Below are 26800 nucleotides of genomic sequence, written 5' to 3'. Positions count from 1 at the left end.
TTCCCGCCAGCCCCGGGCCCGGCCGGCGGCGCAGAGTGGAAGGCGTGGGACAGCTGGGACGAGTGACCGGAGAGCGGACGTGAGCGTGCGAACGATGACCGAAACCCCTGCGAAGACCCCTGCGGAGGTCTCCGCGGACGTCTCCGCGGCGACCTTCGCGCAGCGGGTCGACGGGGCCGACTGGGCGGCGGTCGCCGAGGAACTCGGGGAGCACGGCAGCGCCCTGACGCCCGGCCTGCTCGACCCCGCCGAGTGCGCGGAGCTGGCCGGGCTCTACGACGAGGCGGAACGCTTCCGGAGCACCGTCGACATGGCGCGCCACCGGTTCGGCTCCGGGCAGTACCGCTACTTCCGCGAGCCGTTCCCCGCCCCGGTCGCCGCCCTCCGCGAGGCGCTCTACCCGCGCCTGCTGCCGGTCGCCCGGGACTGGGCGGCCAGGCTCGGCCGCCCCGCGCCGTGGCCGGACGGCCTCGCCGCATGGCTGGAGCAGTGCCACGCCGCCGGGCAGACCAGGCCCACCCCGATCCTGCTGCGCTACCGGGCCGGCGACTGGAACGCCCTCCACCGCGACCTGTACGGCCCCCTGGTGTTCCCGCTCCAGGTGGTCATCGGCCTCGACGTGCCGGGGGCCGACTACACCGGCGGCGAGTTCCTGACCGTCGAGCAGCGGCTGCGCGCCCAGTCGCGCGGGACCTCCCTCGCCCTCCCCCAGGGCCGCGGGCTGGTCTTCACCACCCGCGACCGCCCCGTGCGCTCGGCGCGCGGCTGGTCGGCGGCGCCCGTCCGGCACGGCGTCAGCACCGTGCGCTCGGGGCTGCGCCGCACCCTCGGCCTGGTGTTCCACGATGCCGCCTGACATCCCCGGCGCGGGCCCCGGCTCCGCCTTCCCCCCGGACCTCGGCGCCGACCCGGCCGAACCGCACACCGACGCCGAACTCGCCGCCCTGGAAGGCCTGGTGCCCCGGCATGCCGTCGTGGTGATCGGCCACGGCCGCGACCCGGCCTCCGTCGCCGCCGCCGGCGCGTTCGCCGCCCGTTGGCAGGCCGCCGGGGGAACCGTGGCGGCCGTCGTCGACTGGCCCGAGGAGGCCGCCTCCTGGCTGCGCCAGGCCCGCCGGTTCACCGCCCCCGCGCCGGACGCCTGGGTGGTGGCCGCCGGGCCGCGCGGCTGGGCGGGCATGAGCCGGCGGCTGCGGCCCAGCACCGACTGGGACCCCTCCCGGACCGTCGGCTTCGCCGCCACCGGCAGCGCCCTCGCCCGCGCGCTCGCCGGTCCGGGCACCCTGGACGGCCTGCGCGGCGCCACGGCCGACGGACGCACCTGGCAGGTGGACGGCGGGGCCGGTCCGGGCGGTCCGAGGACGCACCGCCCGCGGTGAACGGACCCGCGCCGCGACCGGCCCGGGCCCGGACACGCGAACGCCCCGGAGCCGGGGGCTCCGGGGCGCGGGGCGGACGGGTCAGCCGTTGGTGCTCTCGAAGGCCTCCAGCCAGCTGATGCGCGGGCCGACCAGGCCCACGGCGGCGTTGCCGGCCAGGAGAGCCGCCGACGAGGAGGAGGGGTGCTCGTCCGAACCGTGCGCCACCGCGGCGGTCGGCGCGAGCACGGCGGCCGCGGCGGCGACGGTGGCGATCACGGCGAACTTGCGGAGCGTTCCACGAACCGACATCTCAGGTACTCCTTGATGGAAGGTCAGCAGGCTGCGCCGGCCGCCACGCGGGACGGCCGGGCGGCACACACGTTTGCACACGAACGCGGGGCACCGGGCGCATTCGCAGCGCCGACGCGGGTGAACGGGTGCGAAGTTACGCCCGCCGGGTGAAGCCCGCCGTCCGCCGGTGCCGCCCCGTCGCGCACGGCGGACGGCCGAAAGCGGGACAAGTCCGGGGCCGATTCACTACGGTCGTCCTCACGACAGCGGCACCGGCGGCACCGGACACGTGGTCGGCGACCCGCCGGGTGGAGCGGCAGGGGGTGGCATGGCACAGGCACGGAGGCGTCTGTCGCGTGCGGAGGCGGTGCGTCAGCGCACCGGTGCGCAGTTCATCGGCCGCAGAGCCCAGCTGGCGCTGTTCGCCGACAACCTCGCCCGGGACCCGGACCCGGACTCCGGGCCGGACCCGGCGGACTTCCTGTTCCATGTGCGCGGAGTGGGCGGGGTCGGCAAGTCCACCCTGCTCGCCCAGTGGCGCGAGGCGGCGCGGCGGGCCGGGGCGCTCACCGCGCTGGTCGACGACACCGAGGTGCACGGCGTCGAGACGGCGCTCACCGCACTCGCCCGTCAGCTCGCCGAACAGGCCGGCCCGCTGCGGGAGTTCGACAAGGCGGTGGAGCAGTACCGGCGCTCCCTGCAGGCCGCGGCGGACCGCGAGCCGGAGCAGCCGCCCGGCGGGGAGGGCGCCTCGCTGCCGACCCGGATGGCGGCCCAGGCGGCGCTCGGGGCGGCCTCGGTGCTGCCGGGCGCGGGCGTGGTCGCGGCGATGGCCAACCCGGACGCCGTGGCCCAGGGCGCCGAGCGGCTCATCGCCGGGGTGCGCCAGCGCCGGCGCGGCGGGGACGTCGAGGAGTCGGCGCTCAGCCGCGCCTTCGTCGCCGAACTCGCCCGTCTCTGCGACCGCGACCGGCGGCAGGGGCGGCGGCCGTGGGTCGTGCTGTTCCTGGACACCTGGGAGCTGACCGGCCGCTACCTCGACGGCTGGTTGCGGGAGACCCTCGACGACGCGTTCGGCCCGCTGCCGCTGGAGGTGGTCTTCGTCCTGGCCGGCCGGGACGAGCTGGCCGAACGCGAGTGGGCGCCGTGGCGGCCGGTCCTGGTGGACGTGCCGCTGGAGGTGTTCACCGAGCAGGAGGCCCGCGACCTGCTGGCGGCCCGGGGGGTGACCGATCCCCTGGTGGTCGACGCGGTGCTGCGGATGTCGATGCGGCTGCCGCTGCTGGTCGCGCTGCTGGCGGCCGCCGACCCCGGCGCGGTGGAGGAGGTCGCCGACGTCGGCGCGGACATGGTCGACCAGGCGGTGGTGCGCTTCCTGCAGTGGATCCCCGAGCAGGAGCGCCGGGAGACCGTGCTGGCGGCGGCGCTCCCGCTGCAGTTGAACCAGGACCTCTTCGCCTGCGCCGTGCCGGACGCCGAACCGGCCGCCTGGGCCTGGCTGTCGGCGCAGCCCTTCGTGACCGGGCGCGGCGACTTCCTGCAGTACCACGCCGTGGTCCGCACCAGCATGGTGCGCCGGCGCCGGATCCACACCCCCCGGGAGTGGACGGCCGCGCACACCCGGCTCGCCGAGCACCACGCCGCCGCGCGCACGGCGGTCGAGCAGTACCTGCCGGCGGCCCGGCGCGGCGCCGACCCGCGCTGGCGCCGCCCGCTGCTGAACGAGCTCTACCACCTGCTCTGCGCGGACCCGCTCGCCCATCTGGCGGTGGCACTGGAGCACACCGCGCGCACCGCCGGGGACGCGCCGGACACGCTGGCCCCGTGGGCGGAGATGCTCAACCAGGCCGCGCAGGACAGCGACGACGCCGAGCTGGTCCGCTGGGCCCGCCGGATCCACACGGCGGCCGGCGGCGAGCAGCCGGTCCTGGAGACGCTCGACGCCCTCGCGGGGCCGGGGCTGCCCACCCGGGTCCGGGCCTGGGCCCTCACCCACCGCGGCTACCAGTACTTCGTGGAGGACCGCGACGACGACGCGCTCGCCGATCTCGACCAGGCCGTCGCGATCGCCCCCGACCTGCCGCAGGCCCTCGCCCACCGCGGGCGGGTGCTCAACTGGCACGGCCACCACGAACGCGCGCTCGCCGACTTCACCGCCGCACTCGCCCTCGACCCCGAGTACGCCTGGGCACTGTCCCGGCGCGGTGAGGCCCGGCAGCTCGCGGGGCTGGCCGAGGAGGCGATGGCCGACTTCACCGCCGCGCTCGCCCTCGACCCCGACGACGCCTGGGCGCTGGGCTCGCGCGGCCAGGCGCACCGGCTGGCCGGGCGGCTGGAGGAGGCCGTCGCCGACCTCACCGCCGCCATCCTGCTCGACCCGGAGTACGCGTGGGCGCTCACCCAGCGCGGCGAGGCGTTCCGGATGGCGGGCCGGCCGGCCGAGGCGGTCGCCGACTTCACCGCGGCGCTCGCACTGGACCCGGGCGACACCTGGGCGCTGAGCTCCCGGGGCCAGGCCTACCGGCAGACCGGCCGGCTGGACGAGGCGGTCGCCGATCTGACCGCCGCGCTGACGCTCGGTCCGGACAACGCCTGGGCGCTCGCCGAGCGGGGCGAGGCGCACCGGCTGGCGGGCCGGCCGGAGGAGGCGGTGGCCGACTTCACCGCCGCGGTGGCGCTCAACCCGGAGAACGCCTGGGCGCTCGGCTCCCGGGCCCAGGCGCACCGGCAGGCCGGACGCTTCGACGAGGCCGTCGCGGACTTCACCGCGGCGCTCGCGCTGAACCCCGAGTACGCCTGGGCGCTCGCCGAGCGCGGCGAGGCGCACCGGCAGGCCGGACGGCTGGAGGAGGCCGTCGCGGACTTCACCGCGGCGCTCGCACTGGACCCCGAGTACGCCTGGGCGCTCGCCGAGCGCGGCGAGGCGCACCGGCAGGCCGGACGGCTGGACGAGGCGGTGGCGGACCTGTCGGCGGCGCTGCTCCTGGACCCGGCGGACGTGTGGGCGCTGCGGGCGCGCGGCCAGGCGCACCGGCAGGCCGGGCGGCTGGACGACGCGATCGCGGACCTGACCGCCGTCCTCGCGATCGACCCGGAGTACGCCTGGGCGCTGGCGCTGCGCGGCGAGGCGCACCGGCTGGCGGGGGACCTGGAGGAGGCGGTCGAGGACCTCACGGCCGCGCTCGCGCTCGAACCGGACGACGCCTGGGCACTCGGCTCCCGGGGCCAGGCGCGCCGGCAGGCGGGCGAGGTGGAGGAGGCGGTCGAGGACCTCACGGCCGCCCTGGCGCAGAACCCGGACTACGCGTGGGCGCTCGCCGAGCGCGGTCAGGCGCACCGGCAGGCGGGGCGGACGGCGCAGGCGGTGGCGGACCTGGAGGCCGTGCTGGCGCGGGACCCGGCGGACGTCGCGGTGCGCTGCGCCCTGGCGGCGGCGTACCGCCACGACGGGCGGTTCGAGGACGCCCGGGAGGTGCTGGAGGGGCTGGCGCCGGAGGTGGCGGCGTCCTCGACGGTGCTGGTGGAGGTGGCGGTGCTGCGGTTGCTGACGGAGGGCCCGGCAGCCGCGGCACAGGCCTGGGAGGCGTTCCTCGCCTGCCCGTACGAGGATCCGCGGGACCTCTTCGAGCCGGGGGTGCGCACCCTGCTGTACGGGCTGGTCGCCGGGGAGGGCGCGCCGCAGGAGCTGGCGCGGGCGTTCCTGGCGGTGCCCGGCGCGCGGGCGGCGCGGGCGGACGTCTGCCTCTACCTCGGTGAACTCGCGCGGGCCGGCGCGCCGGTGGGTGCGCGGGCGGCGGAGGCGCTGCGGTTCCTGGAGTGAGGGACGGCGGGTGCCTCTTCGGGCAGAGGCTTCCTGCGGACGTGCCGCCGAGGACGATCACTTCGCTACATTCATGATCGTCTTTTGCGCAGTCAGACCGCGTTCCCCTCACGCACCGAGAGCAGGATCCCGATGACCGAGCCCAGCTCCGCCGTCAGCCGCCGCACCCTGGTGACCGCCATCGGCGCCACGGCCGCGGCACTCGCCGCCGCACCGGCCGCGCACGCCGCCGCACCGGCCGCTCCCGCCGCGCCCGCCACTCCCGGCGCCCCGTCGCCGGCGGGCCCGGGCGCCCGCACGGTCACCGTGCCGGCCACCCGGTCGCGCTCCGCGGCCGGGCGCGCGGCCGCCGCGGCGCGCACCGACTTCCCGATCCACTACGTCGGCGTCAGCTGGGACGGCCCCCGGCGCGGCGGCGCGATACGGCTGCACCACGAGGGCACCGGTCCCGGCGCCTGGCAGCCGCTGACCGCGGGCTGCGCGGGCGGCCCGGACCTGCCGGCCGGCGACGCCGTCACCGCGGGCGCGGCCGTCCTGGTCCCGGCGGGCGGCGCCACCGGCTACGAGCTGCGGCTGCCCGACGGCGCGGCCAACCTGCGCTCCACCGCCCTGGACACCACCCGGGGGCCGGCCCGCACCGCCGCGCTCTCCCCGACCGCGCCGGCCACCTTCTGCGGCGTCGAGTACCTCAGCCGTGCCGCGTGGGGCGCCGACGAGTCCAAGCGCTTCAAGAACGGCGTGGAGAACTCCCCCGCCAAGTACTACCCGCTGCAGACCCTGACGGTGCACCACACCGACACCCCGAACGCGGACGCCGACCCGGCCGCCACCGTGCGGGCCATTTACGAGTACCACGCCGTCACCCAGGACTGGGGCGACATCGGCTACCACTTCCTGATCGACGAGGCCGGCCGGATCTACGAGGGCCGCTGGTCCGGCGACGACGGCCTCCCGGCGCACGACGCCGGCGGCAACGTGGTGACCGCCTTCCACACCTCCGGCTTCAACTCCGGCAACCTCGGCGTCGCCCTGCTCGGCACCCTGACCGGCCAGGAGCCGACCGCCGCGGCCCGCCACTCGCTGGCCCTGGTGCTCGCCCTGCTGACCCGCACCCACGGGCTCGACCCGCAGGCCCACGTCACCTTCGTCAACCCGGTCAACGGCGTGACCAAGCCGGTCGACCTGATCAGCGGCCACCGCGACTGGCTGGCCACCGACTGCCCCGGCGGCACGATGTACGCCACCCTGCCCGCCCTGCGGGCCGAGGTCGCCGCGCTCTGACCGTGCGGCCGCACGCCCGCCGCCCCCCGGCGGGGCGGGCGTGCGGGCGCCCCGCCCCGGGATCAGGCGTGTTCGGTGCCCGCCGCGCCGTCCAGCCCGAGCAGTCCGACGGCCCGCTCCCGCATCTCCACCTTGCGGATCTTCCCGGTGACCGTCATCGGGAACTCGTCCACCAGGTGCACGTAGCGCGGCACCTTGTAGTGGGCGATCCGGCCCGCGCAGTACGCGCGCAGCGCCTCGGCGGTCAGCTCGGGCGCGCCGGGCCGCAGCCGGATCCAGGCCATCAGCTCCTCGCCGTACTTGGCGTCCGGCACCCCGATGACCTGGACGTCCTGGACGTCCGGGTGGGTGTACAGGAACTCCTCGATCTCGCGCGGATAGATGTTCTCGCCGCCGCGGATCACCATGTCCTTGAGCCGGCCGGTGATGGTGAGGTAGCCCTCCTCGTCCATCACCGCGAGGTCGCCGGTGTGCATCCAGCCGTCGGCGTCGACCGCCTCGGCGGTGCGGTCGGGCTGGTCCCAGTAGCCGAGCATCACCGAGTAGCCCCGGGTGCACAGTTCGCCGGGCGTGCCGCGCGGGACGCTCTCGCCGCTCTCCGGGTCGGCCACCTTGACCTCCAGGTGCGGGCCGACCCGGCCGACGGTGGAGACCCGCCGCTCCAGCGGGTCATCGGCGCGGGTCTGGGTGGAGACCGGCGAGGTCTCGGTCATGCCGTAGCAGATGGAGACGTCCCGCATGCCCATCCGGTCGACGACCTGCTTCATCACCTCGGTCGGGCAGGGCGAGCCGGCCATGATGCCGGTGCGCAGGCTGGACAGGTCGTGCTCCGCGAAGCCCGGGTCGTTGAGCTCGGCGATGAACATGGTCGGCACGCCGTAGAGCGAGGTGCAGCGCTCGGCGGCCACCGCGCGCAGGGTGGCGACGGGCTCGAAGGCCGGGGCGGGGATCACCACGCACGCCCCGTGCGAGAGCGCCGCCAGGTTCCCCATGACCATGCCGAAGCAGTGGTAGAACGGCACCGGGACGCAGATCCGGTCCGCCTCCGTGTAGCCGCAGAGCTCGCCGACGAAGTAGCCGTTGTTGAGGATGTTGCGGTGGGAGAGCGTGGCGCCCTTGGGGAAGCCGGTGGTCCCGGAGGTGTACTGGATGTTGATCGGGTCGTCCGGGCGCAGCCCGGCGGCGATCGCGGCCGGCCGGGCGCGGTCGCCGCGGTCGCCCGCCGCGATGAGCTCCTCCCATCCCGGCGAGCCGATCAGCAGCACGTCCCGCAGGCCGGGGCAGCGCGGGCCGGCCTCGGCGAGCATGGCCGCGTAGTCGGAGGTCTTGAAGCTGGGCACCGCGACGATCGTGCGGATCCCCGCCTGGCGCAGCACGTACTCGACCTCGTGGGCGCGGTAGCCGGGGTTGACGGTCACCAGGACCGCGCCGATCCGCGCGGTGGCGTACTGGACGAACACCCACTCCGGGCAGTTCGGCGCCCAGATCCCGACCCGGTCCCCGGTCCGCACCCCGAGGCCGAGCAGCCCGAGCGCGACCCGGTCCACCTCCGCCGCCAGTTCCCGGTAGGTCCAGCGGCGCCCGCTCGGGACGTCCACCAGTGCCTCCCGGTCGGGGAAGGCGGCGACGGCGCGGTCGAGCGCGGCACCGATGGTGTGCTCCAGCAGCGGCACGGAGGTGTCGCCGGCGCTGATGCTGGGAGAGGGGGAGGGCGAGGTCATGGTGAGGGCTCCTGGACTCGTCCGGCGCAAGTCGCCCGAGTCTACGCAGACCACCCCGTTCCGTCACCCGTTCGCGCACCGCCGTCCCGGGACGGCGGTGCGCGGCGTGCCTGGTCAGGCGGGGGCGAGGGGCGGGCGGCCGGGCCGGGCCGGACCGGCCGGCCGTCAGGCGGAGGCGGCGTCGCGCACGGCGGCGCGCTCCGGCGTCCCGGCGGCGGCCTTCGGCGCGCCCTGGACGGGCGGCGCCGGGATGGTGGCGGCCACCGCCGCGGCGACCAGGGCCACCCCGCAGCCGATCAGCAGGCCGACCCGGAAGCCGGCCTCGGAGGGCAGGACGTGACCGCCCGCGGTGGTGGTCAGCTGGGCGAGCACCACGCCGACCACGGCGGCGGAGACCGAGGTGCCGAGCGAGCGCATCAGGGTGTTGAAGCTGTTGGCCGAGGCCGTCTCGGACAGCGGTACGGCGCTCATGATCAGCGCCGGCATCGCGCCGTAGGCGAGGCCCACGCCGGCGTTGCAGACCAGCGTCACGATCAGCACGCCCCAGGTGGAGCCGATCAGCAGCATCGACAGCCCGTACCCGGCGGCGATCGCCAGGGCGCCGAGGACCAGGGTGAACTTCGGGCCGCGCGCCGCCGAGAGCCGGCCGCCGATCGGCGAGACGACCATCATCATCAGGCCGGAGGGCGCCATCCACAGGCCCATCGCCAGCATCGACTGGCCCAGTCCGTAGCCGGTGGCCTCGGGCAGCTGGAGCAGCTGCGGGATGATCAGCGCCTGCGCGTACATCCCGAAGCCGACCAGCACGGACGCCGCGTTGGTCAGCAGCACCCGGGGACGGGCGGTCACCCGCAGGTCGACCAGCGGTTCGGCGATGCGCAGCTCCCACGCGCCCCAGGCCAGCAGCAGGACGACGGCGGCGGTGAACAGGCCGAGCGTCGTCCCGTCGGTCCAGCCCCAGTCGCCGCCCTTGGAGACCGGGAGCAGCAGACAGACCAGTCCGGCGCCGAGACCCGCCGCGCCGACGGCGTCGAAGCGGCCTCCGGCCGGGGCGGTGGCGGGAGCGGGCACCAGGAAGCGGATCATCGCGGCGATCGCCACGGTGAGGACGGCCGCGCCCCAGAACAGCGCGCGCCAGCTGGTGTACTGGGCGACCGCCGCCGAGATGGGCAGGCCGAGGCCACCGCCGATTCCCATCGACGCGCTGACCAGGGCGATCGCCGAACCGAGCCGCTCGGGCGGCAGCACTTCGCGCAGCAGGCTGATGCCGAGCGGGACCACGCCCATGCCCATGCCCTGCAGTCCGCGCCCGACGATCATCGGCAGGACGGAGGAGGTCAGCGCGCAGATCACCGAGCCGACCAGGAGCGGGGCGCAGCAGGCCAGCAGCATCCGGCGCTTGCCGAGCAGGTCGCCGAGCCGGCCGCTGATCGGGACGAACACGGCGGCCGACAGCAGGGTCGCGGTGATCACCCAGGAGGCGTTGGAGGCGGAGGTGTCGAGGATCTTCGGAAGCTCGCCGATCAGCGGGGTGACGAGGGTCTGCATGATCGCCGCCACCGTGCCGGTGAGGGCGAGGGTGGCGACGATGCCCCGGGTCCGGTCGGGGGCGGTGGTGCGCGGGGCGGTGGTCGGTGAGGCGGCGGCCATGAGCGGGTGCTCCTAGGGTCCGTACGGCGGGCGAAGGATATGCATCCTACACATGATATGCATGATGCATATCCACTCCGGTGCGCGCACGCCTGCCATACTGTGCGCACACACCGCAGGTCGGGGCGCCGGAGCCAGGGACGGGAAGGACGACGTCATGAGCGGACCCAGCGAGCCCGGCGGACCCACCGACGAGGTGGCGTTCGAGTACATGGTGCTCAGCCGGCACCACTACCTGAGTTCGGCCGGCGTCCGGCCGCACGGCAGCGGGCTCGACCGCAGCGCGTACATCCTGCTCAGCCGGATCCGGGTGCAGGGCCCGATGTCGATCGGCGAGCTCAGCGACGCCTTCGGGCTGGACGCCTCCACCCTCAACCGGCAGACCGCCGCGATGACCCGGGCCGGGCTGGTCGAGCGGATCCCCGACCCGCAGGGCGGGCTGGCCCGCAAGTTCCGGATCACCGAGGAGGGCGACCGGCGGCTCGACGAGGACCGCGCGGCCCACGCCCACGCCCTCGGCCTGGTGATGGCCGACTGGGCCTCCGAGGACATCGAGGCCTTCGCCGCGTTCCTGCGGCGCTTCAACACCGGCATCGAACGGCTCGACGGCCGGCCCTGGCCCCGCCCCTGATCCCGCCCGGCCCTCCTCGTCCCGCCCGGCCCCCCGCCCCGCCGGCCCCTCGCCCCGCCGGAGCGGCCGGACCTCGCCGCCCACCAGGAGCCCGCCCCATGGACCGCCCGCAGTCCCCCGCCCTCCTCCTCGACGCGCTCGCCCCCGCGCACCCGTCCGGCATCCTGGACGCCGCCGAGCAGGCCGAGCGGCGCGGCGCGGACCGGCTGGTGGTCTCCGAGACCGCCTATGACCCGTTCCTGCAGCTGGCCCGCGCCGCCGACCGCACCAGCTCCATCGAGCTGGCCACCGGCGTCGCCGTCGCCCTCGCCCGGACCCCGATGACCCTCGCCTACCAGGCCTGGGGCCTGCACGCGGCCTCCGGCGGACGGGCCGTCATCGGGCTCGGCTCGCAGGTCAAGCCGCACATCGAGAAGCGCTTCGGGATGCCCTGGGACCGGCCCGCCGCGCGGATGCGCGAGTACGTGCAGGCGGTGCGGGCGATCTGGCACAGCTGGCAGACCGGTGAACGGCTGCGCTTCCGGGGCGACTTCTACACCCACACGGTGATGACGCCGGTCTTCTCCCCCGATCCGGTCCCGTCCGGGGTGCCGAGGATCCTGCTGGCGGGCGTCGGCCCGCTGATGGTGCGCACGGCGGGCGCGGTGGCGGACGGCTTCCTCAGCCACCCGTTCACCTCCGTGGACTACCTGACCCGGCAGGTGCTGCCGGCGCTCGCCGAGGAACGCGCACGGGCCGAGGCCGACGGCGCGCAGTGGACCGGGCGCCCCTTCGAGGTGGTCGGCAGCGTGCTCACCGCGACCGGGCACACCGAGGAGGAGCTGCGGGCCAACCTGGCGGCCGTGCGCGAACGGCTCGCCTTCTACGCCTCCACGCCCGCCTACCGCCCGGTGCTGGCCCAGCACGGCTGGGAGGACCTGCACGAGGAACTGCACCGGCTGTCGCTGCGCGGCCGCTGGCCCGAGATGGCCGCGCTGATCGACGACCGGGTCCTCGACGCCTTCGCCGTCACCGGCACGGTCGAGGAGGCCGCCCGGGAGATCCACCGGCGGTACGCGGGTCTGGCCACCCGGGTCTCGGTCAGCCTGCCGGAGGACGCCGCCCCCGGTCTCGGCCTGGACGTGCTGGACGCCCTGCGCACACTGGAGGGGCCCGCCCCGCGGTGACTCCCGCCGCCCGCCGCGGCGCGGGCGTGTCCTACGGTGGACAGTGATCCGTACACCGTAGGGAGGAGCGGGGCGATGGAGCGTCAGAAGGACGGCCGGCCGGGGCTGCTGGCCGAGCTGTGGGGGATCTGGGCGGAGCGCGGCGCGGGCTTCGACGCCGGGCAGTGGGAGCGGAGCACCCGGCTGCCGGGCTGGACGGTGCGCGACCTGTACGCGCACGTGGCCGCCACACCGGAGCTGTTCGCCGGGACGGAGGGCGCGGTGGTCGACGGCCCGGCCGCGGTGGACCGCGGCTCCGCCGTGCTGCGGGCGTACAACCGGCCCGGCGGGGTGGCGCACACCGCCGCCGGACTGATCGCGGACACCGCCCGGCAGGTGGCGGCGGCGGTGGGCCCGCAGGCCCTGGTCGCCCGGTTCGCCGAGGAGGGACCGCAGGTGCTGGCCCGGCTCGCGCAGCTGTCACCGGACACGGCGATCGGCCATCCGCTGCTGACCACCGTCACCCTGGACGCGCTCGTCGAGGTGGCCGTGATGGAGGCGACCGTCCACCTGCTCGACCTGGCGGCGGCGGTCGGCGGCCCGCCGCCCCCGCCGGAGGCGCTGGAGGCCACCCGGATCCTGCTGGCGGAGGTGGCCGATCCGGTGGAGTTCATCGAGGCGGCCACCGGACGGACGGCCAGCTCCGTACTCCCGGTGGTCCGCTGACGACCCATCGGGGACGCCCGGGGGCGGCGGCTACGCTCCGCGGTCGGGCACCGAGCGGCGGCCGGGCCGGGACCGCGCGCCCCGGTGCCGGCCGTCAGCCCAGCACGGCGACCGCCTCCACCTCGACGAGCTGGTCGTGGTACCCGAGCACGGAGACGCCGAGCAGGGTGCTCGGCACGTCGTGCTCGCCGAGGTACTCGCGGTAGACGCCCCAGACGGCCCCCAGGTCCGCCTGCCGGGAGGAGGCGACGTACACCGTGGTGCGCACCAGGTCGGTGAGCGCGGCGCCCTCGTCCTCCAGGACGGTCAGCAGGTTGCGCATCACCTGATGGGCCTGGCCGGCGTAGTCGCCCACCGCCACCGTGCGCCCCTCCTCGTCCAGCGGACAGGCCCCGGCCAGCCAGAGCGAGCGGACCGGCGCGTCGACGGCGGCCGCGTAGGCGTAGTCGACGGCCTGGGTGAGGCGCTTGTTGCGGACCAGTCTGACGGAACTGCTCATGGGTCCCTCCCGGATGATCGTTCGGTCCTGCCGCGCCCATCGTCGGAACCGCCGGTGGCAGCGTCAATCGAATTCCGGCCCGGGGCCCGGCGGGGCAGGACCGGCGGCCGGCGAATTCACCGGTGCGGGTGATGGCGGGGCGCCCGCGCCGGCCGGGATCCTGGTGGCTCGCCCGGTTCGCCGACGACCGAGGGGGTCCGCATGCCGCTTCCGCACCGCACCGGGATCTGGGGCCGCCGCCGGATGCTGGGACTCGCCCTGGGGGCCGGTCTCGCCCCCGCCCTGGGCGCGGCCCCCGCCGCCGCCGGCCCCGCCGCGGCCCGCCCCGGCGACGACGGCCCGCAGGCCGCGCTCGGCCGCCGGGTCGCGGCCGTGGCCGCCGCGCAGATCGGGGTGCCGTACGCCTGGGGCGGCGGGGACCGCCTGGGCGCGAGCCTCGGGTTCTGCGACGAGGAGAACGGCTACCTGGACGGCCAGTGCCTGGGCGAGCGCACGGTCGGCTACGACTGCAGCGGGCTGTCGTTGTACTGCTGGTACCGCGCGAGCGCCGGCGCCGTCGAGCTGGCCCACTACACCGTCGCCCAGTACCACCGCTCCGCCCCGGTGGAGCGGTCCGCGCTGCTCCCCGGCGACCTGCTGTTCTTCTCCCGCCCCGACGCACCGCTGCACCACGTCGGCGTCTGGGCCGGCGACGGCGCGATGATCCACGCCGAGCGCACCGGCACCCTGGTGGCCCGGCTGGAGGGCGTGTTCGGCATCCCCCGGTGGTCCGGCGAGTTCGCGGGCGCCCGCCGCCCCCTGGCGTCCGGCTGAGCGTCCGGGCGGCGGGGGGTCCTCACGGGGCTCCGGCCAGCCGGGCGTGCAGGCGGCCGAGCAGCTCGTGCAGGACCTGCCGCTCCGCCGCGTTCAGCGGGGCGAGCACCTCGTCCTGGACGGCGAGCGCCTCGGCGCGCAGTTCGGCGAGCAGCGCGCGGCCGGAGTCGGTGACGGTGACCCGGACGCGCCGGCGGTCGGCGGTGTCACGGGCCCGTTCGACGTGGCCGGCGGCGGCCAGCTGGTCGGCGACCTTGGCCAGGTCGCTGGGGTCCACCCCGAGCCGGCGGACCAGGTCGCGCTGCGCGTGCGGCCCGAAGTCGGCGAGCGCGGCGAGCACCGCCATGTCCCACAGCCGCAGCCCCCGGCGGGCGAGCCGCTCGGCCAGCCGGGCGCGGGCGGCCTTCCCGGTGCGCGAGAGCAGGTAGGTGCTGAGGTCCAGCAGCGTCGGCGGGGTGGACGCGGCGGCGGGTGCGGGTTCCTCGGAGACAGCCATGGGACAAGTCTAGGGTCCAGTCCTATAGTGGGTCGCGACCCATCGATTCCGCGACACCGCTCGCGCGCGCCGCGCTCGTCGCGACCCGCCCGCTTCCCGAGGGAGCCCGCCCGCCATGGACGCGCCGTACCACCGTCTGCTCGTCGCCGACTTCCCCGCCTGCTTCGCCTTCTACGAGGCCGTGCTGCCGCCGCTGACCGGCGCCGCGCCGGCCGAGGGCGCCCCCGCGGGCCCGTACGCCTCCTGGGACCTCGACGGCCGGACCGCGCTCTCGCTGTTCGACCGCGGGCAGCTGGCCGCCGCCGTCGGCACCGGCGCGCTGCCCGCCGCACCGGCCGCCGCCCAGGACACGACGATGCTGGTCCTGCGGGTCGGCGACGTCGAACGGGCCCTCGCCCACTGTCTGCGGCACGGCGGCGGGCCCGTCACCGGACCCGCCGACCGCCCGGAGTGGGGCCCGGGCCTGCGCACCGCGCACGTGCGTGACCCGGAGGGGCGGCTGATCGAGCTCCAGTCCTACTGACCCCCCGGGCCGCCCCCGGAGGTCTCGTCCCACAGCTCCGGGGCGCAGGCGTCCACCAGTGCCCCGATCCGGGCCAGCGCCTCGGCCACCGGCAGCGGGGCGGGGCGCCGGCCGTCGCGCAGGCGCAGCGCCAGCAGGTCGTCCGCCGCCTCCCGGGGGCCGATGACCGCCTGGTACGGGACCAGCCGCGCCTCCCGGATCCGGGCGCCGAGGCTGCCCCGCTCCGGTCCGGCCACCTCGACCCGCAGCCCGAGGTCGAGGCAGCGTCCGCGCACCCGCTCGGCCCGCTCCCGCTCCCCCTCGGACAGCGGCAGCAGCATCAGCTGGGTCGGCGCCAGCCAGGCCGGGAAGGCCCCGCGGTACAGCTCGATCAGATGGGCGACCACCCGCTCGACGCTGCCGATGACGCTGCGGTGGACCATCACCGGGCGGTGCCTGGCGCCGTCCGGGCCGGTGTACCGCAGGCCGAACCGCTCCGGCTGGTGGAAGTCGATCTGGACGGTGGAGAGGGTGGACTCGCGCCCGGCGGCGTCGGCGATCTGGACGTCGATCTTCGGCCCGTAGAAGGCCGCCTCCCCCTCCACCGCCTCGAACGGCACCCCGGAGCGCTCCATCACCTCGGTCAGCAACGCGGTGGCGCGTTCCCAGAGCGCCGGGTCGGCCACGTACTTGCCGCCCGCGCCCGGCAGCGAGAGCCGGTGGCGCACCGGGCGGATGCCGAGGGCGCGGTGCGCCTCGCCGATCAGTTCCAGGGCGGCGAGCGCCTCGTCGGCGGCCTGCCCGGGGGTGCAGAAGACGTGGGCGTCGTTGAGCTGGATGGCCCGCACCCTGGTCAGGCCGCCGAGCACCCCGGACGGCTCCGAGCGGTACATGCCGCCCAGTTCGGCGATCCGCAGCGGGAGTTCGCGGTGGCTGCGGGCCCGTGAACGGTAGATCAGGGCGTGGTGCGGGCACAGGCTGGGCCGCAGGACGACCTGCTCGGCGCCCAGGTCCATCGGCGGGAACATGTCCTCGCGGTAGTGCTGCCAGTGGCCGGAGATCTCGTAGAGCTCGCGCTTGCCGAGCACCGGCGAGTAGACGTGGCGGTAGCCGGCGCGCCGCTCGCGCCCGCGGACGAACTCCTCCAGGGCGTGCCGGACCGCGGCGCCGTCGGGCAGCCAGTACGGGAGGCCGGAGCCGATCAGCGGGTCGGTGTCGAAGAGTTCGAGTTCCCGGCCGAGCCGGCGGTGGTCGGGGGCGAGAGTGGGGGCGGGCACGGCCCGGGATGCGACGGGGTTGCTGCGCACGGCGGTGGTCTCCACTCGGATGGGCGGGCGAGTGGACCGGTACGGCGAAGCCCCGGGGCACTCGCCCCGGGGCTTCGGACTGGGTCGGCAGTCAGCGCGCCGGGACTCTCTCCGGCGTCGTCGTGAGGACGGCTGCGGCGCGCTTCATGGGAGCGACGCTAGCACCGGAGCACCCGGCCGGGCGAGCGGTTTTCGGCGCGGGCCGCCCGGAGCGCCCTCAGTGCAGGACGTGGCAGCCGCGGGCCGCCAGCGCCGCCAGCAGCCCGGGGGCCGGCTCCACCGCGTTCCACCGCAGGTCGAGCTTCTCCAGCGCGGGCAGCGCGGCCGGGTCCGCCAGCCAGTGCGGCAGCGCGGTGATCCGGTTGCCGCGCAGGTCGAGCCGGCGCAGCCGCGGCAGCCCGGCCAGCACCGCCGGCACCTCGGTCAGCGCGTTCTCCCGCAGTTCCAGCTCGCGCAGTTCGGCGAGGCCCGCGAAGGAGTCCGGCAGGGCGGTCAACGCGTTGCCGCGCAGCCAGAGTTCGCGCAGCGCGGGCAGGGTGCCGAGCGAGCCGGGGAGCGCGGTGAGCCGGTTGTGCTGAACGCGCAGTTCCACCAGGGCGGTCATCGCGCCGAGGGCGTCGGGGAGTTCGGCGAGCCGGTTCTCGCCGATGTTGAGGTAGCGCAGCGCGGTAAGCCGGCCGAGGGCGTCGGGCAGCGCGGTGAGGGCGTTGTCGTGCAGGTAGAGGAAGTCGGTGAGGCCGGCCAGGTCGCCGATCTCCTCCGGCACCCCGGCGATCCGGTTGTGTCCGAGGTCGAGGGTGCGCAGCCGGCGCAACCGGCCGATGGCGGGCGGGACGTCGGTGATGCCGGTCTCGGCGAGGATGAGCACCGTCAGGTCGGTGCGGTCCCAGACCTCGCCGGGGACGGTGCCCAGCGGCCGGCGCCAGAGGTTGAGGGTGCTGTCGGTCATCCGGTCATCCTGCCGCACCCGGCCCCCGCGGGGCGGGCCGGGTGCGGCCGGTCACCGGTCGGCGGTCAGGGGTGCAGGACGCGGGAGGGGGCGGCGGCATTGTCGGCGGCGGCCTGGCTGCGGATCGCCGGGGTCACGCAGACGTCGTCGCCCGGCCAGGCCTCGCGCCACACGTAGCCGTTGACGCAGGTGTGCGGGCCGTAGGGGCCGGAGACCCAGCGGCCGAAGCGGGCCGCATTGTCGGCGGCGGCCTGGCTGCGGGTCGCCGGGGTCACGCAGGTGTAGTCGCGGTTGTCGCCGTCCCGCCAGACGTAGCCGGCGGTACAGGTGTTGGGCCCGTAGACCGCCGCCGAGGTGGCCGAGTGGACGGTGACGTTCGCGGTGGCACCGTTGACCGAGGTCGTGATCGAGTCGCCGTTGGCGTTCAGCGAGGTGACGGGCAGCCGGGCGCCGCCGTCCAGGGTCCGCTGGAGGTAGGGCGTGCCGTTGACGATCTCGTGGATCAGGACGACGTCGTTCGGGATGCCCGCGGAGTAGCCGAGCTTCCGGGTGAACTCCACGGTGTAGTAGTGGAACGGGTCGCTTCCGATGGGCACCCGCAGCAGTTGCGGGTGGGTGCCGTCGTCGCTCTGGAAGGACGTGAGGGTGTAGCTGCTCCAGCCGGCCGGGGCGACCGCCACCCGGCTGTGGTCGACCCAGCCGAGCTTGTCGAGGTGGTAGGCGGCCAGGCCGGCCGGCCCGGCGTTGCCGTAGGTGCCGCCGGTGCCGGAGCTGTAGACGTTGGCGGCGCTCATCTCGTCCCACGGGTCGTCGTACTCGCCCGGCTGCGACCACGGGGCGTTGCGGTAGCCGGTGTCGTTGGAGAAGGAGTGCCCGAGCCCGTAGCCGTGCAGCATCTCGTGGGCGACGGAGACCGAGCCGAGGCCGGTGCCGTCCAGGTAGACCGCGCCGTTGGCGCCCCACCAGTCGATGCCGACGTTGGTGACGACGACCGTGCGGTGCCCGGCCGGAACGGTGTAGCCGCCGGCGCGCGCGGCGGCGACGCAGTCCTGGAAGCGGGTCCAGCGGTCGCGGCCCTGCTCCTGGGCGAGGGTGTAGGGCATGGTGTACCAGCCGGCGGTGCTGGAGTTGCGGATCTGCACGGCGCCGGCCGAGACGCTGGTGAAGTAGTCGTACATGCCGCCGGTGCCGGCGCCGGAGTCGGTGAAGAAGTTCCGCAGCCAGCCGGCGGTGTGCGGTTCGGAGGTGTTGTCGGAGACCTTGCACATGAGGACCGACCAGCCGGTGTGACCGCGGACCTGCACGGCCCCGGCGCCCTGCGGGAGGCCGAGCAGCAACAGCAGGACGGCGGCCAGCAGGGCCGCCGCCCTGGCGCCGATCCGGCGCGTTCGATGGGTGCGCATGGAGGATTCCCCCCTCGTCCCGGCATTCCGGGGCCTGCCCCCGGACGGGTCAGGCGCCCGTACCCAGGCCACGGTGAGCAGTAAACCCTCTACAGACGAAGGCAGTTGAGGAGAGGGACCGGTCCGGTGGACGGTTCGTGGACCGGCGGACCGGGGGGACGGGACGGGCCCGCCCTGCGGGGTGGTCCCCGCCGGACGGGCCCGGCGCACCGGCAGGGCGCGGTCACATGTTGATCATGTGGCCGGCCAGACCGTGGATCGCCTCCTTGACCGCCTCGCCCAGGGTCGGGTGGGCGTGGACGTTGCGGGCGACCTCGTGCACGGTGAGGTCCCACTGCTGGGCCAGCGTCAGCTCCGGCAGCAGCTCGGTGACCTCGGGCCCGATCAGGTGGGCGCCGAGCAGCTCGCCGTGGGTGTTGTCGCAGATGACCTTGACGAAGCCGGTCGGGTGGCCGAGGCCGTGCGCCTTGCCGTTGGCGGTGAACGGGAACTTGGCCACCTTGACGTCGTGGCCGAGGTCGCGGGCCTGCGCCTCGGTGTAGCCGAAGCTCGCGATCTGCGGCTGGCAGTAGGTGGCGCGCGGGATCATCGCGAAGTCCACCTCCATGGTCTCCGCGTCGCCGATCGTCTCGGCGGCGATCACGGCCATCGCCTCGGCGGCGTGCGCCAGCATCAGCTTCGCGGTGACGTCGCCGATGGCGAAGATGTGCGGGACGTTGGTCCGGCCGCGGCCGTCCACCGCGATGGCGCCGCGCTCGGTCAGCTTGACCCCGGTGTTCTCCAGGCCGTAGCCGTGCACGCGCGGGGCGAAGCCGATCGCCTGGAGCACCTTGTCGGCCTCCAGCACCTGCTGCTGCCCGTCCTTGGCGGTGACGGTGACCTTGACCTTGGCGGCCGGGTCCTTGTCGTCGATCGAGTCGACCCGGGTCGAGGTGAGCACCTGGATGCCGAGCTTGCGGTACTGCTTGGCCAGCTCGGCGGAGACCTCGGCGTCCTCCAGCGGCACCATCCGGTCGAGGAACTCGACGATGGTGACCTGCACGCCGTAGTTGTGCAGCACGTAGGCGAACTCGACGCCGATCGCGCCGGCGCCGGCGATGATGATGCTGCCGGGCAGTTCCTCGGTGAGGATCTGCTCCTCGTAGGTGACCACGCGGTCGCTCAGGCTGGTGCCGGGCAGCAGCCGGGTGGTGGCACCGGCGGCGATGATGCAGTGGTCGAAGGTGACGACCTCGAAGCCGCCGCCGTTGAGGGCGACCTGCAGGGTGCGGTCGTCGACGAAGGTGCCGCGGCCGTCGTACTCCGTGATGCCGTTCTTCTTCATCAGGTAGTGGACGCCCTTGACGCGGCCGTCGGCGACGGTGCGGCTGCGCTTGAACGCCTCGCTGTAGTCGAAGGTGACCTGGCCCTCGACCTTGATGCCGAAGGTCTTGGCCTCCTTGGTGACGATGTGCGCGAGCTCGGCGTTGCGCAGCAGCGCCTTGGAGGGGATGCAGCCGACGTTCAGGCAGACCCCGCCCCAGTACTTCGACTCGACGACGGCGACCTTCAGGCCGAGCTGGGCGGAGCGGACGGCCGCGGTGTAGCCGCCGGGGCCGGCGCCGAGGACGACGACGTCGTAGTGCGTGCTGCTCATGGTGCTGACTCCTCCGAGGGTGTCACGGTGTCGTGATCTCGGTGCCATGGTGTCAGGCCACCGCCCCGCGCACCCATCGGACCCCCGCCGCCGGACCCCCGGACGGGGCGCCGGCCCGGCGCCCCGTCCGCCGTGCGAAGCACGGGCGGAGCGGGGTGCCGGGCCGGCGGGTGTCCTGCGGGGTGGGCCGGGCGGGTGTCAGGCCTCGGTCCCGTGCACGTGGCCCTCCTGGAGAGTGCCGCCCTCCGTGCGCTGCGCGGCGACGGGCGCGTGCAGCGAGGAGAGGTCCCAGGCGTAGGTGCCCACCGAGTCCGCGATGACGTCGATGTTGACGTCGAAGGCCTTCATGTCGAGGTTGCGCAGGTCGTCGCAGGCCTTGTGGTAGCAGGGGTCGAAGGCCTGGCCGGCGGTGCCGCCGTACGTGGCGGCCTGGGCGGCGGTCTTGATCACCTCGGCGCCGGTGTCGGTGCCGCCGGCCGGGATGCCCGCGTCGATGAACGGACCGTAGTCGGAACGGCCGGTGAAGTCGGTGCCCTCGTGCGGCAGCCCGCGGCGGTCGAGGTAGTCGGTGATGTGCCGCTCCAGCTGGGCGGAGCCGTCCGGGCCGGGGCCGGAGCCGACGTGATCGGAGTCGTCGCCGTCGTAGACGAACTGCGCCGAGTTGGGCGAGGCGATCATGTCGAAGTTCAGGTAGAGCTTGATCTTCTGCCGCTCGGCCTCGGAGAGCGACTTCACGTACGCCGCGGAGCCGCGCAGGCCGAACTCCTCGGCGGACCACCAGGCGAACCGGACCTTGTTCTTCACCGGCCGGTTGCCGAGGTTCTTGGCGACCTCCAGGATGCCGGCCGAGCCGGAGCCGTTGTCGTTGATGCCGGGGCCGGCCAGCACCGAGTCGAGGTGCGAGCCGATCACGACGGTGTTCGCCGGGTCGCCGCCGCGGGTCTCGGCGATCACGTTCCAGGTGGTGCGCTTCTCCATGTGGGTGCGGATGTCCAGGGCCACGGTGACCGGCCCGGCGGCCGCCCGGGCGGCGAGCGCCTGTCCGGCGGCCTGGGAGATGCCGCCGACCGGGATCCGGCCGAGGCCGGGCTCGCCGAGGGTGCCGTTGAGGTCCCCCTCGGCATTGTTGTAGATCACCGCGCCCAGGGCGCCCGCGTCCGCCGCCGCGGCCTGCTTGACCGCGAAGCTGCACCCGCCGCGCCGGATCAGCGCGATCCGGCCGGTGACCGCTCCACCGGCGTAGTCGGCGGCCTCGCAGCCGGTGGTGGCGTCCACCGGGACGACCGCGAGCGCGGCGGTCAGGCCGCCGTCCGGGCCCCCGACGGAGTAGGTCATCGCCTTGATCGCGACGTCCTCGGCCTGCGGGGAGACCACCGAGAACCGCTCGGACAGCTCCTGGAAGAACGTGTACTCGAACTCCTGCTTGGACACCTTGAGCCCGGCCCGGCGGGCCTGCTCGTAGACGTAGCGGGCCGACTGGTCGTGGCCGGCCGAGCCGGCCACCCGGTTGCCGCCGTTGCGGCGGGCGATCCGCTGGAGCGCCTCCAGGGTGTCGTGGGCACTGTCGGCGGTGCTCTCCTGCGCCAGACGGGTGGCGAGCTTCGCGCCCTTGCGGGCCGGGTCCGGGTCGGCGGCGGCACTGCCGGTGCCGACCAGCAGCAGCGGGGTGACCAGCGCGGCCACCGCCAGCGCGGCGCCCGCCGTCCGGCGGGCGGGGGCGGTGCGGGCGCGGCGGGTGGCGGCCGGGCGACCGGTCCGAGCGTTCAAGGCTTGTCCTTCCGACGGTTCGTGGGACTCCCGATTTGACATGCTCCTCGACGCCTTGCCAACCCCGGCGCGGAAGCTGACCGGATGCGGACACCCCGGGGTGCGGCGATGCTGGGAGAAGTGGGGCCGTCTCATCCGGGAGTGTGACCACATGTCCATGTTCGACAAGCTCAAGAGCATGCTCAAGGGCCATGAGGACCAGGCCGAGAAAGGCGTCGACAAGGGCGGTGACATGGTCGACGAACGTACGCAGGGCAAGTACAGCAGCCAGGTCGACACGGGCCAGGAGAAGCTCAAGGACCAGCTGCGCGACGACCGCCCGCCGCAGTAGTCCTCGCCCCCCGCCCGGGCCGCCCTGCGGCCCGTCGCCCCGGTTCGTGTGCGCGCTTCCCCGCGTGCACACGACCGGGGCACTATTTTTGGACTTTACATACTCATTACTATTAGTCCGGTTGCGCGTTCGTGTGTCACACGCGGTCAGCGCCGGCGTCCCCCGTTCCGGCGCGCCCGCGCCGCGCGCGGCCGCCCGCGAGACCCCCTGACGAGAGGACAGCCGCCGTGTCGATCGCCCGTGTCCGGACCACTCCGCTTCCCGGTGTCGGCGTCCAGTACGACCTCACCACCCGAGAACAGCGGCACCTGTCCGTGATCGCCCACCGGGACGGCTCACGCAGTCTCAACGTCTACCGCTCGGACGACCCCGATGCCTGCTCCCAGGCCTTCCGGCTGACCGCCGATGAGTCCGCCGCCCTCGTCGACGCCCTGACCCCGGCTCACCACAACCCGGCGATGCTGCACACCACCGACCTCGGCCTGGTCGCCGAGCGGCTCCCGGTCGACGGCGCCTCGTACTGGAACGGGCGGCTGCTCGGCGAGACCAGGATGCGCACCGAGACCGGCGCCTCGATCGTCGCCGTGCTGCGGCGCACCGGCGCCGTCCCCTCCCCCGCGCCGGACTTCCGGCTGGCGGGCGGCGACACGCTGATCGTGATCGGCACCCGCGAGGGTGTGGACGCGGCGGCGGCGATCCTGGAGCGGGGGTGACCGGGGTTTGCACACCGCCACCGTCTTCATCGAGCTCGGCTCGGTCATCCTCGTCCTCGGACTGCTCGGCCGGATCGCCGGCCGCTACGGCTTCTCGCCGATCCCGCTCTACCTGCTCGGCGGGCTCGCCTTCGGCACCGGCGGGCTGCTGCCGCTGAGCGCCAGCGAGGAGTTCGTGGCGACCGGCGCCGAGATCGGCGTCGTCCTGCTGCTGCTGATGCTGGGTCTGGAGTACACCGCCGCCGACCTGGTCACCAACCTCAAGGCCCAGTACCCGGCCGGCGCGGTCGACTTCCTGCTCAACGCGGTGCCCGGCGCCGTCGCCGCCCTGCTGCTCGGCTGGGGCCCGGTGGCCGCCGTGGTGCTCGCCGGCGTCACCTGGATCTCCTCCTCGGGCGTCATCGCCAAGGTGCTCGGCGACCTCGGCCGGCTCGGCAACCGGGAGACCCCGGTGATCCTCAGCATCCTGGTGCTGGAGGACCTCGCGATGGCGGTCTACCTGCCGATCCTGACCGCCCTGCTGGCCGGCGCCGGTCTGCTCGCGGGGTCGATCACGCTGGCCATCGCGCTCGCCACCGCCGGGGCGGTGCTCTTCATCGCGCTCCGTTACGGCCGGCTGATCTCGAAGTTCGTCTCCCACGACGACCCGGAGAAGCTGCTGCTGGTGGTGCTCGGGCTGACCCTGCTGGTCGCGGGCATCGCCCAACAGCTCCAGGTGTCGGCGGCGGTCGGGGCCTTCCTGGTGGGCATCGCGCTCTCCGGCGAGGCCGCCGAGGGCGCGCACACCCTGCTCAGCCCGCTGCGGGACCTCTTCGCGGCGGTGTTCTTCGTCTTCTTCGGCCTCAGCACCGATCCGACCAGCATCCCGCCGGTGCTGCTGCCGGCCCTGCTGCTGGCCGTGGTCACCGCGCTCACCAAGGTCGCGACCGGCTACTGGGCGGCCCGCCGCGCCGGGATCGCCGCCCGCGGCCGGTGGCGGGCCGGCGGCGCGCTGGTGTCGCGCGGCGAGTTCTCCATCGTCATCGCCGGACTCGCCGTCACCGCCGGCATCGAACCGGGCCTCGGCCCGCTGGCCACCGCGTACGTGCTGATCCTGGTGGTCACCGGCCCGCTCGCCGCCCGCTACACCCAGCCCGCCGTGGAGCGCCTGGGCGCCGTGCTCTCCCGGCGCCGCCCCTGGACGCCCAAGGCGCGCATCCCCGCGCAGGGCACGGGGGCGGACGGCGCGGAACCGGTGGAGGAGCCGCTGGACGCGCAGTCCGGCCAGCCGCTCGACGGCCTGTCGCGCTGACCCTTCCTGAGCGGCCCCCTCGGGCCGGCTCGTCATCCTGCCCCGGGGCGGGTCACCTCCGGTGGTCCGCCCAGGGGCTCTTCCCGTTCCCGGGTTCCGCGGCCCCGGGCTCCGGCGCGTCGGGTTCCGCAGGCCCGGCCGTCCGCCGGTCGTCGGCGCCGCAGTGCTCGCAGGGGCCGGGGCCGGACCGCTCGCGCAGCTTCCCGCACTCGTCGCACACCCGGTCCAGCCAGCAGGCCGCCTCGCCGCCCTCGTCCATGGGCCGATTGTGCCCCCGTCGGGCCGCCCCGAGTGCGAGTAGACCGTGTCTACTCGCTGGTAGTGGCCACGCCCCGTGACCGAACGGAACCAAAGGACCGGGCAGACCGGGCGCGACGACCCGGGCGGCCTGCGCGCGCGGGTCGTCGCGGCCGGCGTCGACCCGCTCGCCCTGGAGGGCGTGCACGCCCTCACCCTGCGCGAGATCGCCCGCCGGGCCGGGGTCTCGCACGGCGCCCCGCGCCGCCACTTCGCCACCCATGCCGAGCTGCTCGCCGCCACCGCCCGGCACGGCTTCGGCCGGCTGGCCACCGCGCTGGGGCTGGACGGCGACCACGCCGCCCGGTCGGCCGCCGAGGTCGACGGCCCCGCCGGGGCCCGGGCCCGGCTCGACCGGCTCGACCGGCTCGCCCGCGACCACCTGGCCTTCGCGGCCGAGCAGCCGGGCATGTTCGAGCTGATGTTCCACCACGACGTCCTGGAGGGCGGCGGCGCCGAGCTGCGCCGCACCTCGCTCCCCCTGTTCGACGCCCTGACCCGGCTGGTCGCGGTGATCCACCCGCCCACGGACGAGGACTCCCCTTCCCCGGCGGCGATCGCGGCGGCCCTCCGGGCGAACCTGCACGGCCTCGCCCAGCTCCGCGCCTGGGGCAGCCTGGTGCTCGCCACCGGGACCGACACCCTCGCCCCCGTCCTGCGCGCCACCCTCGACGCCCACCTGCGCCCCACGCCCCGGTGAGCCCGGCGGGCGCAAGGCGCCTCACCCTGGCCGGCAGCATCCCCGGCCCCGTGACCGCGGCCCTCGACGGGACGGTGCTCACCGTCGCCCGGCCCAGCCTCCAGCGCGACCTGCACGCCTCCCTCCCCGCCGTGCAGTGGACCAGCACCGCCTACCTGGTCACGGTGGCCGCCCCGCTCGTGCTCGCCGGCCGGCTGGGCGACCGCTACGGCCATCGGCGGGTCTGCGCGGTGGGCGTGCTCGGCTTCGGCGCCGTGTCGGCCGGCATCGGCCTCGCCCCGGCGTCGGACGGGTGATCGGGCTGCGGGTCCTCCAGGGGCCGCCGGGGCGCTGCTCCAGCCCGCCACCCTCGGCCTGCTGCGCGCCGCGTACCCGGCCGAGCTGCTGGGCCGGGCGATCGCGCTGCGCACCAGCGCGATCGGGCTCTCGGCCGCCGCCGGACCGCTGGTCGGCGGCTTCCTGACCGCGCAGTGGGGCTGGCGGTCGGTGTTCTGCCTGACGGTCGCACCCGCCGTGGCCGCCGGGGTGGCCGCGCCGGCGGTCCGGCTGCCCGCGCCCGGCACCGACCGCGCCGTCGGCGGTGGTGCCGGCCGGCGCCGCCACCCGCACCGCCACCCGGCCGGAAGGCCGCGCCGCCGGGCTCGCCTGCCGGGCGCCGCGCTGCTCGGCGGGGCGCCGGCCGGCCCGGTGTCCGCGCCGGCCGGCCTGGCGGAGCAGGACCCGGCACCCGGTGGCGGGCCCGGACTGCGGCCCTGGCACGGGTTCGCGGCCGCGGGCGTCCTCGGCGCGCTGTTCGTGCGTCGCGAGCGGCGCACCCCCGACCCGCTGCTGCCACCGGCCGTGCTCCGCGCGCCCGCGGTGGCGCCCGCGCCGGGTGTGCTGCTCACCGCCTCGGCGGCGCTCTCCGGCCCGCTCTTCCTCGCCACCTACGTCCTCCAGGACGTACTCGCCCCCGACCCGCCCGCCAGTGCGCTCCGGGCGCTGCCACTGGCGCTGGCGATGGTGGCCGCCGCACCCGCCACGGCCTCGCCGGCCCGCCGTCACGGACCGCGCCGCACCGTCGTCGCGGGGATGTCCTCGATCACGCTGGGCGCCCTCGGGGTGGCGGCCCTCCGGCCGGGCACCCCGGCCCTGCCGACCGGCGCGGCCTTCCTGCTGCTGGGCGCCGGCTCCGGGGCGGTGCTGGCCACGGCGACGGCCGCGCTCGTCCGCGCCGTGCCGGCCGCCCACGCGGGTGTGGCTGGCGGCAGCAGACGGCGATGAACACCGGGCCCGCCCTCGGCGTCGCCCTCGCCACCACCCTGACCGCCGGTCACGCCCTGCTCGACGCCCTCCCGGCCGCCCTCGCCGCCCTGACGGCCACCGCTGCCGCCGGCGCGCTCCTCGCCACCCGGCTCCCGGCGGCGCGCACTCCCCGGCCCGGTCGGCGGACCAGCCGTCCGGGCGCCGCCGGACGTGTCCGGCCGGGCC

General features: G+C 75.6%; 26 protein-coding genes. 15 read left to right on the top strand and 11 right to left on the bottom strand.

The window, feature by feature from the left end:
- Positions 1-94: 94 nt before the first annotated feature.
- Both ACF1AK_RS04275 and ACF1AK_RS04270 read left to right on the top strand, forming a co-directional pair.
- On the top strand, positions 95-856 hold the full coding sequence (locus ACF1AK_RS04275; protein ID WP_391497214.1) for a 2OG-Fe(II) oxygenase: 762 nt from the start codon (positions 95-97) through the stop codon (positions 854-856).
- On the top strand, positions 846-1379 hold the full coding sequence (locus tag ACF1AK_RS04270; protein ID WP_391497213.1) for a hypothetical protein: 534 nt from the start codon (positions 846-848) through the stop codon (positions 1377-1379). The genes ACF1AK_RS04275 and ACF1AK_RS04270 overlap by 11 nt, the downstream gene beginning before the upstream one ends.
- A gap of 81 nt (positions 1380-1460) precedes the next feature.
- Here ACF1AK_RS04270 and ACF1AK_RS04265 read toward each other — a convergent pair whose 3' ends face one another.
- A complete protein-coding gene (locus ACF1AK_RS04265) occupies positions 1461-1670 on the bottom strand; it encodes a hypothetical protein (RefSeq protein WP_391497212.1) in 210 nt (69 codons plus the stop codon).
- A gap of 310 nt (positions 1671-1980) precedes the next feature.
- Here ACF1AK_RS04265 and ACF1AK_RS04260 point away from each other — a divergent pair, with 310 nt between their 5' ends.
- Together ACF1AK_RS04260 and ACF1AK_RS04255 are read left to right on the top strand one after the other, a co-directional pair.
- Entirely contained in the window at positions 1981-5472 is a 3492-nt protein-coding gene (locus tag ACF1AK_RS04260) for a tetratricopeptide repeat protein (protein WP_391497211.1), read from the top strand.
- A gap of 132 nt (positions 5473-5604) precedes the next feature.
- Positions 5605-6753: a peptidoglycan recognition family protein gene (locus ACF1AK_RS04255; protein WP_391497210.1), complete on the top strand. Its 1149-nt coding sequence runs from the start codon at positions 5605-5607 to the stop codon at positions 6751-6753.
- 62 nt (positions 6754-6815) lie between these two features.
- On the opposite strand, the gene ACF1AK_RS04250 is transcribed toward ACF1AK_RS04255, so the two are convergent.
- Together ACF1AK_RS04250 and ACF1AK_RS04245 are read right to left on the bottom strand one after the other, a co-directional pair.
- Positions 6816-8474, bottom strand: coding sequence for an AMP-binding protein (locus tag ACF1AK_RS04250; protein WP_391497209.1), 1659 nt, complete (start codon positions 8472-8474; stop codon positions 6816-6818).
- 165 nt (positions 8475-8639) lie between these two features.
- Entirely contained in the window at positions 8640-10124 is a 1485-nt protein-coding gene (locus ACF1AK_RS04245) for an MFS transporter (protein WP_391497208.1), read from the bottom strand.
- 157 nt (positions 10125-10281) lie between these two features.
- Between ACF1AK_RS04245 and ACF1AK_RS04240 the strand changes: the two genes are divergently transcribed.
- The 3 genes from ACF1AK_RS04240 to ACF1AK_RS04230 all read left to right on the top strand — a co-directional run bounded on the left by ACF1AK_RS04240 (position 10282) and on the right by ACF1AK_RS04230 (position 12626).
- Entirely contained in the window at positions 10282-10755 is a 474-nt protein-coding gene (locus ACF1AK_RS04240; protein WP_380292571.1) for a MarR family winged helix-turn-helix transcriptional regulator, read from the top strand.
- A 98-nt stretch (positions 10756-10853) separates the two neighbouring features.
- On the top strand, positions 10854-11921 hold the full coding sequence (locus tag ACF1AK_RS04235) for a TIGR03617 family F420-dependent LLM class oxidoreductase (protein ID WP_391497207.1): 1068 nt from the start codon (positions 10854-10856) through the stop codon (positions 11919-11921).
- A gap of 75 nt (positions 11922-11996) precedes the next feature.
- The gene (locus ACF1AK_RS04230; RefSeq protein WP_391497206.1) at positions 11997-12626 is read left to right on the top strand and encodes a maleylpyruvate isomerase N-terminal domain-containing protein; all 630 of its coding nucleotides are present in this window, start codon (positions 11997-11999) and stop codon (positions 12624-12626) included.
- Positions 12627-12720: 94 nt separating this feature from the next.
- On the opposite strand, the gene ACF1AK_RS04225 is transcribed toward ACF1AK_RS04230, so the two are convergent.
- A complete protein-coding gene (locus tag ACF1AK_RS04225; RefSeq protein ID WP_391497205.1) occupies positions 12721-13125 on the bottom strand; it encodes a RidA family protein in 405 nt (134 codons plus the stop codon).
- A gap of 201 nt (positions 13126-13326) precedes the next feature.
- Here ACF1AK_RS04225 and ACF1AK_RS04220 point away from each other — a divergent pair, with 201 nt between their 5' ends.
- Entirely contained in the window at positions 13327-13938 is a 612-nt protein-coding gene (locus tag ACF1AK_RS04220; protein ID WP_391497204.1) for a C40 family peptidase, read from the top strand.
- Between the two features lie 22 nt (positions 13939-13960).
- On the opposite strand, the gene ACF1AK_RS04215 is transcribed toward ACF1AK_RS04220, so the two are convergent.
- Entirely contained in the window at positions 13961-14434 is a 474-nt protein-coding gene (locus tag ACF1AK_RS04215) for a MarR family winged helix-turn-helix transcriptional regulator (RefSeq protein ID WP_391497203.1), read from the bottom strand.
- A 115-nt stretch (positions 14435-14549) separates the two neighbouring features.
- On the opposite strand from ACF1AK_RS04215, the gene ACF1AK_RS04210 reads away from it, so the two are divergent.
- Complete coding sequence (locus ACF1AK_RS04210; RefSeq protein WP_391497202.1) at positions 14550-14957, top strand: VOC family protein; 408 nt, start codon at positions 14550-14552, stop codon at positions 14955-14957.
- Here the strand turns inward: ACF1AK_RS04210 and thrS are convergent.
- The 5 genes from thrS to ACF1AK_RS04185 all read right to left on the bottom strand — a co-directional run bounded on the left by thrS (position 14951) and on the right by ACF1AK_RS04185 (position 21920).
- On the bottom strand, positions 14951-16243 hold the full coding sequence (thrS, locus tag ACF1AK_RS04205) for a threonine--tRNA ligase (RefSeq protein ID WP_391497201.1): 1293 nt from the start codon (positions 16241-16243) through the stop codon (positions 14951-14953). The genes ACF1AK_RS04210 and thrS overlap by 7 nt on opposite strands.
- 217 nt (positions 16244-16460) lie before the next feature.
- Positions 16461-17192, bottom strand: a complete 732-nt coding sequence (locus tag ACF1AK_RS04200) for a leucine-rich repeat domain-containing protein (RefSeq protein ID WP_391497200.1) — start codon at positions 17190-17192, stop codon at positions 16461-16463.
- A 65-nt stretch (positions 17193-17257) separates the two neighbouring features.
- Positions 17258-18595, bottom strand: coding sequence for a hypothetical protein (locus ACF1AK_RS04195; RefSeq protein ID WP_391497199.1), 1338 nt, complete (start codon positions 18593-18595; stop codon positions 17258-17260).
- Between the two features lie 223 nt (positions 18596-18818).
- On the bottom strand, positions 18819-20231 hold the full coding sequence (lpdA, locus tag ACF1AK_RS04190) for a dihydrolipoyl dehydrogenase (protein WP_387679235.1): 1413 nt from the start codon (positions 20229-20231) through the stop codon (positions 18819-18821).
- Between the two features lie 198 nt (positions 20232-20429).
- A complete protein-coding gene (locus ACF1AK_RS04185) occupies positions 20430-21920 on the bottom strand; it encodes a M28 family metallopeptidase (protein ID WP_391497354.1) in 1491 nt (496 codons plus the stop codon).
- A 229-nt stretch (positions 21921-22149) separates the two neighbouring features.
- Here ACF1AK_RS04185 and ACF1AK_RS04180 point away from each other — a divergent pair, with 229 nt between their 5' ends.
- The 3 genes from ACF1AK_RS04180 (at position 22150) to ACF1AK_RS04170 (ending at position 24333) form a co-directional block, all read left to right on the top strand.
- On the top strand, positions 22150-22329 hold the full coding sequence (locus tag ACF1AK_RS04180) for an antitoxin (RefSeq protein WP_391497353.1): 180 nt from the start codon (positions 22150-22152) through the stop codon (positions 22327-22329).
- Positions 22330-22556: 227 nt separating this feature from the next.
- Entirely contained in the window at positions 22557-23042 is a 486-nt protein-coding gene (locus ACF1AK_RS04175) for a cation:proton antiporter regulatory subunit (RefSeq protein WP_391497198.1), read from the top strand.
- Between the two features lie 7 nt (positions 23043-23049).
- The gene (locus ACF1AK_RS04170; protein WP_391497197.1) at positions 23050-24333 is read left to right on the top strand and encodes a cation:proton antiporter; all 1284 of its coding nucleotides are present in this window, start codon (positions 23050-23052) and stop codon (positions 24331-24333) included.
- Positions 24334-24385: 52 nt separating this feature from the next.
- On the opposite strand, the gene ACF1AK_RS04165 is transcribed toward ACF1AK_RS04170, so the two are convergent.
- Complete coding sequence (locus ACF1AK_RS04165; RefSeq protein ID WP_391497196.1) at positions 24386-24592, bottom strand: hypothetical protein; 207 nt, start codon at positions 24590-24592, stop codon at positions 24386-24388.
- Between the two features lie 75 nt (positions 24593-24667).
- On the opposite strand from ACF1AK_RS04165, the gene ACF1AK_RS04160 reads away from it, so the two are divergent.
- The 3 genes from ACF1AK_RS04160 to ACF1AK_RS04150 are packed head-to-tail and all read left to right on the top strand — an operon-like array spanning position 24668 to position 26593.
- The gene (locus ACF1AK_RS04160; RefSeq protein ID WP_391497195.1) at positions 24668-25330 is read left to right on the top strand and encodes a TetR/AcrR family transcriptional regulator; all 663 of its coding nucleotides are present in this window, start codon (positions 24668-24670) and stop codon (positions 25328-25330) included.
- A 50-nt stretch (positions 25331-25380) separates the two neighbouring features.
- Entirely contained in the window at positions 25381-25626 is a 246-nt protein-coding gene (locus tag ACF1AK_RS04155; protein WP_391497194.1) for an MFS transporter, read from the top strand.
- On the top strand, positions 25544-26593 hold the full coding sequence (locus ACF1AK_RS04150; RefSeq protein WP_391497352.1) for an MFS transporter: 1050 nt from the start codon (positions 25544-25546) through the stop codon (positions 26591-26593). Before ACF1AK_RS04155 ends, ACF1AK_RS04150 begins: the two co-directional genes overlap by 83 nt.
- The last annotated feature ends 207 nt before the right edge of the window (positions 26594-26800 follow it).

Origin of the sequence: Kitasatospora sp. NPDC015120, from assembly GCF_043080305.1 — a bacterium.
Classification (GTDB): domain Bacteria; phylum Actinomycetota; class Actinomycetes; order Streptomycetales; family Streptomycetaceae; genus Kitasatospora.
This window is presented reverse-complemented; position numbering and strand designations above follow the sequence as displayed.

Bases quoted from the DNA above. Each gene is read 5' to 3' on its own strand.
- ACF1AK_RS04275 (WP_391497214.1), top strand. From the start codon at position 95: ATGACCGAAACCCCTGCGAAGACCCCTGCGGAGGTCTCCGCGGACGTC.
- ACF1AK_RS04270 (WP_391497213.1), top strand. From the start codon at position 846: ATGCCGCCTGACATCCCCGGCGCGGGCCCCGGCTCCGCCTTCCCCCCG.
- ACF1AK_RS04265 (WP_391497212.1), bottom strand. From the start codon at position 1,670: ATGTCGGTTCGTGGAACGCTCCGCAAGTTCGCCGTGATCGCCACCGTC.
- ACF1AK_RS04260 (WP_391497211.1), top strand. From the start codon at position 1,981: ATGGCACAGGCACGGAGGCGTCTGTCGCGTGCGGAGGCGGTGCGTCAG.
- ACF1AK_RS04255 (WP_391497210.1), top strand. From the start codon at position 5,605: ATGACCGAGCCCAGCTCCGCCGTCAGCCGCCGCACCCTGGTGACCGCC.
- ACF1AK_RS04250 (WP_391497209.1), bottom strand. From the start codon at position 8,474: ATGACCTCGCCCTCCCCCTCTCCCAGCATCAGCGCCGGCGACACCTCC.
- ACF1AK_RS04245 (WP_391497208.1), bottom strand. From the start codon at position 10,124: ATGGCCGCCGCCTCACCGACCACCGCCCCGCGCACCACCGCCCCCGAC.
- ACF1AK_RS04240 (WP_380292571.1), top strand. From the start codon at position 10,282: ATGAGCGGACCCAGCGAGCCCGGCGGACCCACCGACGAGGTGGCGTTC.
- ACF1AK_RS04235 (WP_391497207.1), top strand. From the start codon at position 10,854: ATGGACCGCCCGCAGTCCCCCGCCCTCCTCCTCGACGCGCTCGCCCCC.
- ACF1AK_RS04230 (WP_391497206.1), top strand. From the start codon at position 11,997: ATGGAGCGTCAGAAGGACGGCCGGCCGGGGCTGCTGGCCGAGCTGTGG.
- ACF1AK_RS04225 (WP_391497205.1), bottom strand. From the start codon at position 13,125: ATGAGCAGTTCCGTCAGACTGGTCCGCAACAAGCGCCTCACCCAGGCC.
- ACF1AK_RS04220 (WP_391497204.1), top strand. From the start codon at position 13,327: ATGCCGCTTCCGCACCGCACCGGGATCTGGGGCCGCCGCCGGATGCTG.
- ACF1AK_RS04215 (WP_391497203.1), bottom strand. From the start codon at position 14,434: ATGGCTGTCTCCGAGGAACCCGCACCCGCCGCCGCGTCCACCCCGCCG.
- ACF1AK_RS04210 (WP_391497202.1), top strand. From the start codon at position 14,550: ATGGACGCGCCGTACCACCGTCTGCTCGTCGCCGACTTCCCCGCCTGC.
- ACF1AK_RS04200 (WP_391497200.1), bottom strand. From the start codon at position 17,192: ATGACCGACAGCACCCTCAACCTCTGGCGCCGGCCGCTGGGCACCGTC.
- ACF1AK_RS04195 (WP_391497199.1), bottom strand. From the start codon at position 18,595: ATGCGCACCCATCGAACGCGCCGGATCGGCGCCAGGGCGGCGGCCCTG.
- lpdA (WP_387679235.1), bottom strand. From the start codon at position 20,231: ATGAGCAGCACGCACTACGACGTCGTCGTCCTCGGCGCCGGCCCCGGC.
- ACF1AK_RS04180 (WP_391497353.1), top strand. From the start codon at position 22,150: ATGTCCATGTTCGACAAGCTCAAGAGCATGCTCAAGGGCCATGAGGAC.
- ACF1AK_RS04165 (WP_391497196.1), bottom strand. From the start codon at position 24,592: ATGGACGAGGGCGGCGAGGCGGCCTGCTGGCTGGACCGGGTGTGCGAC.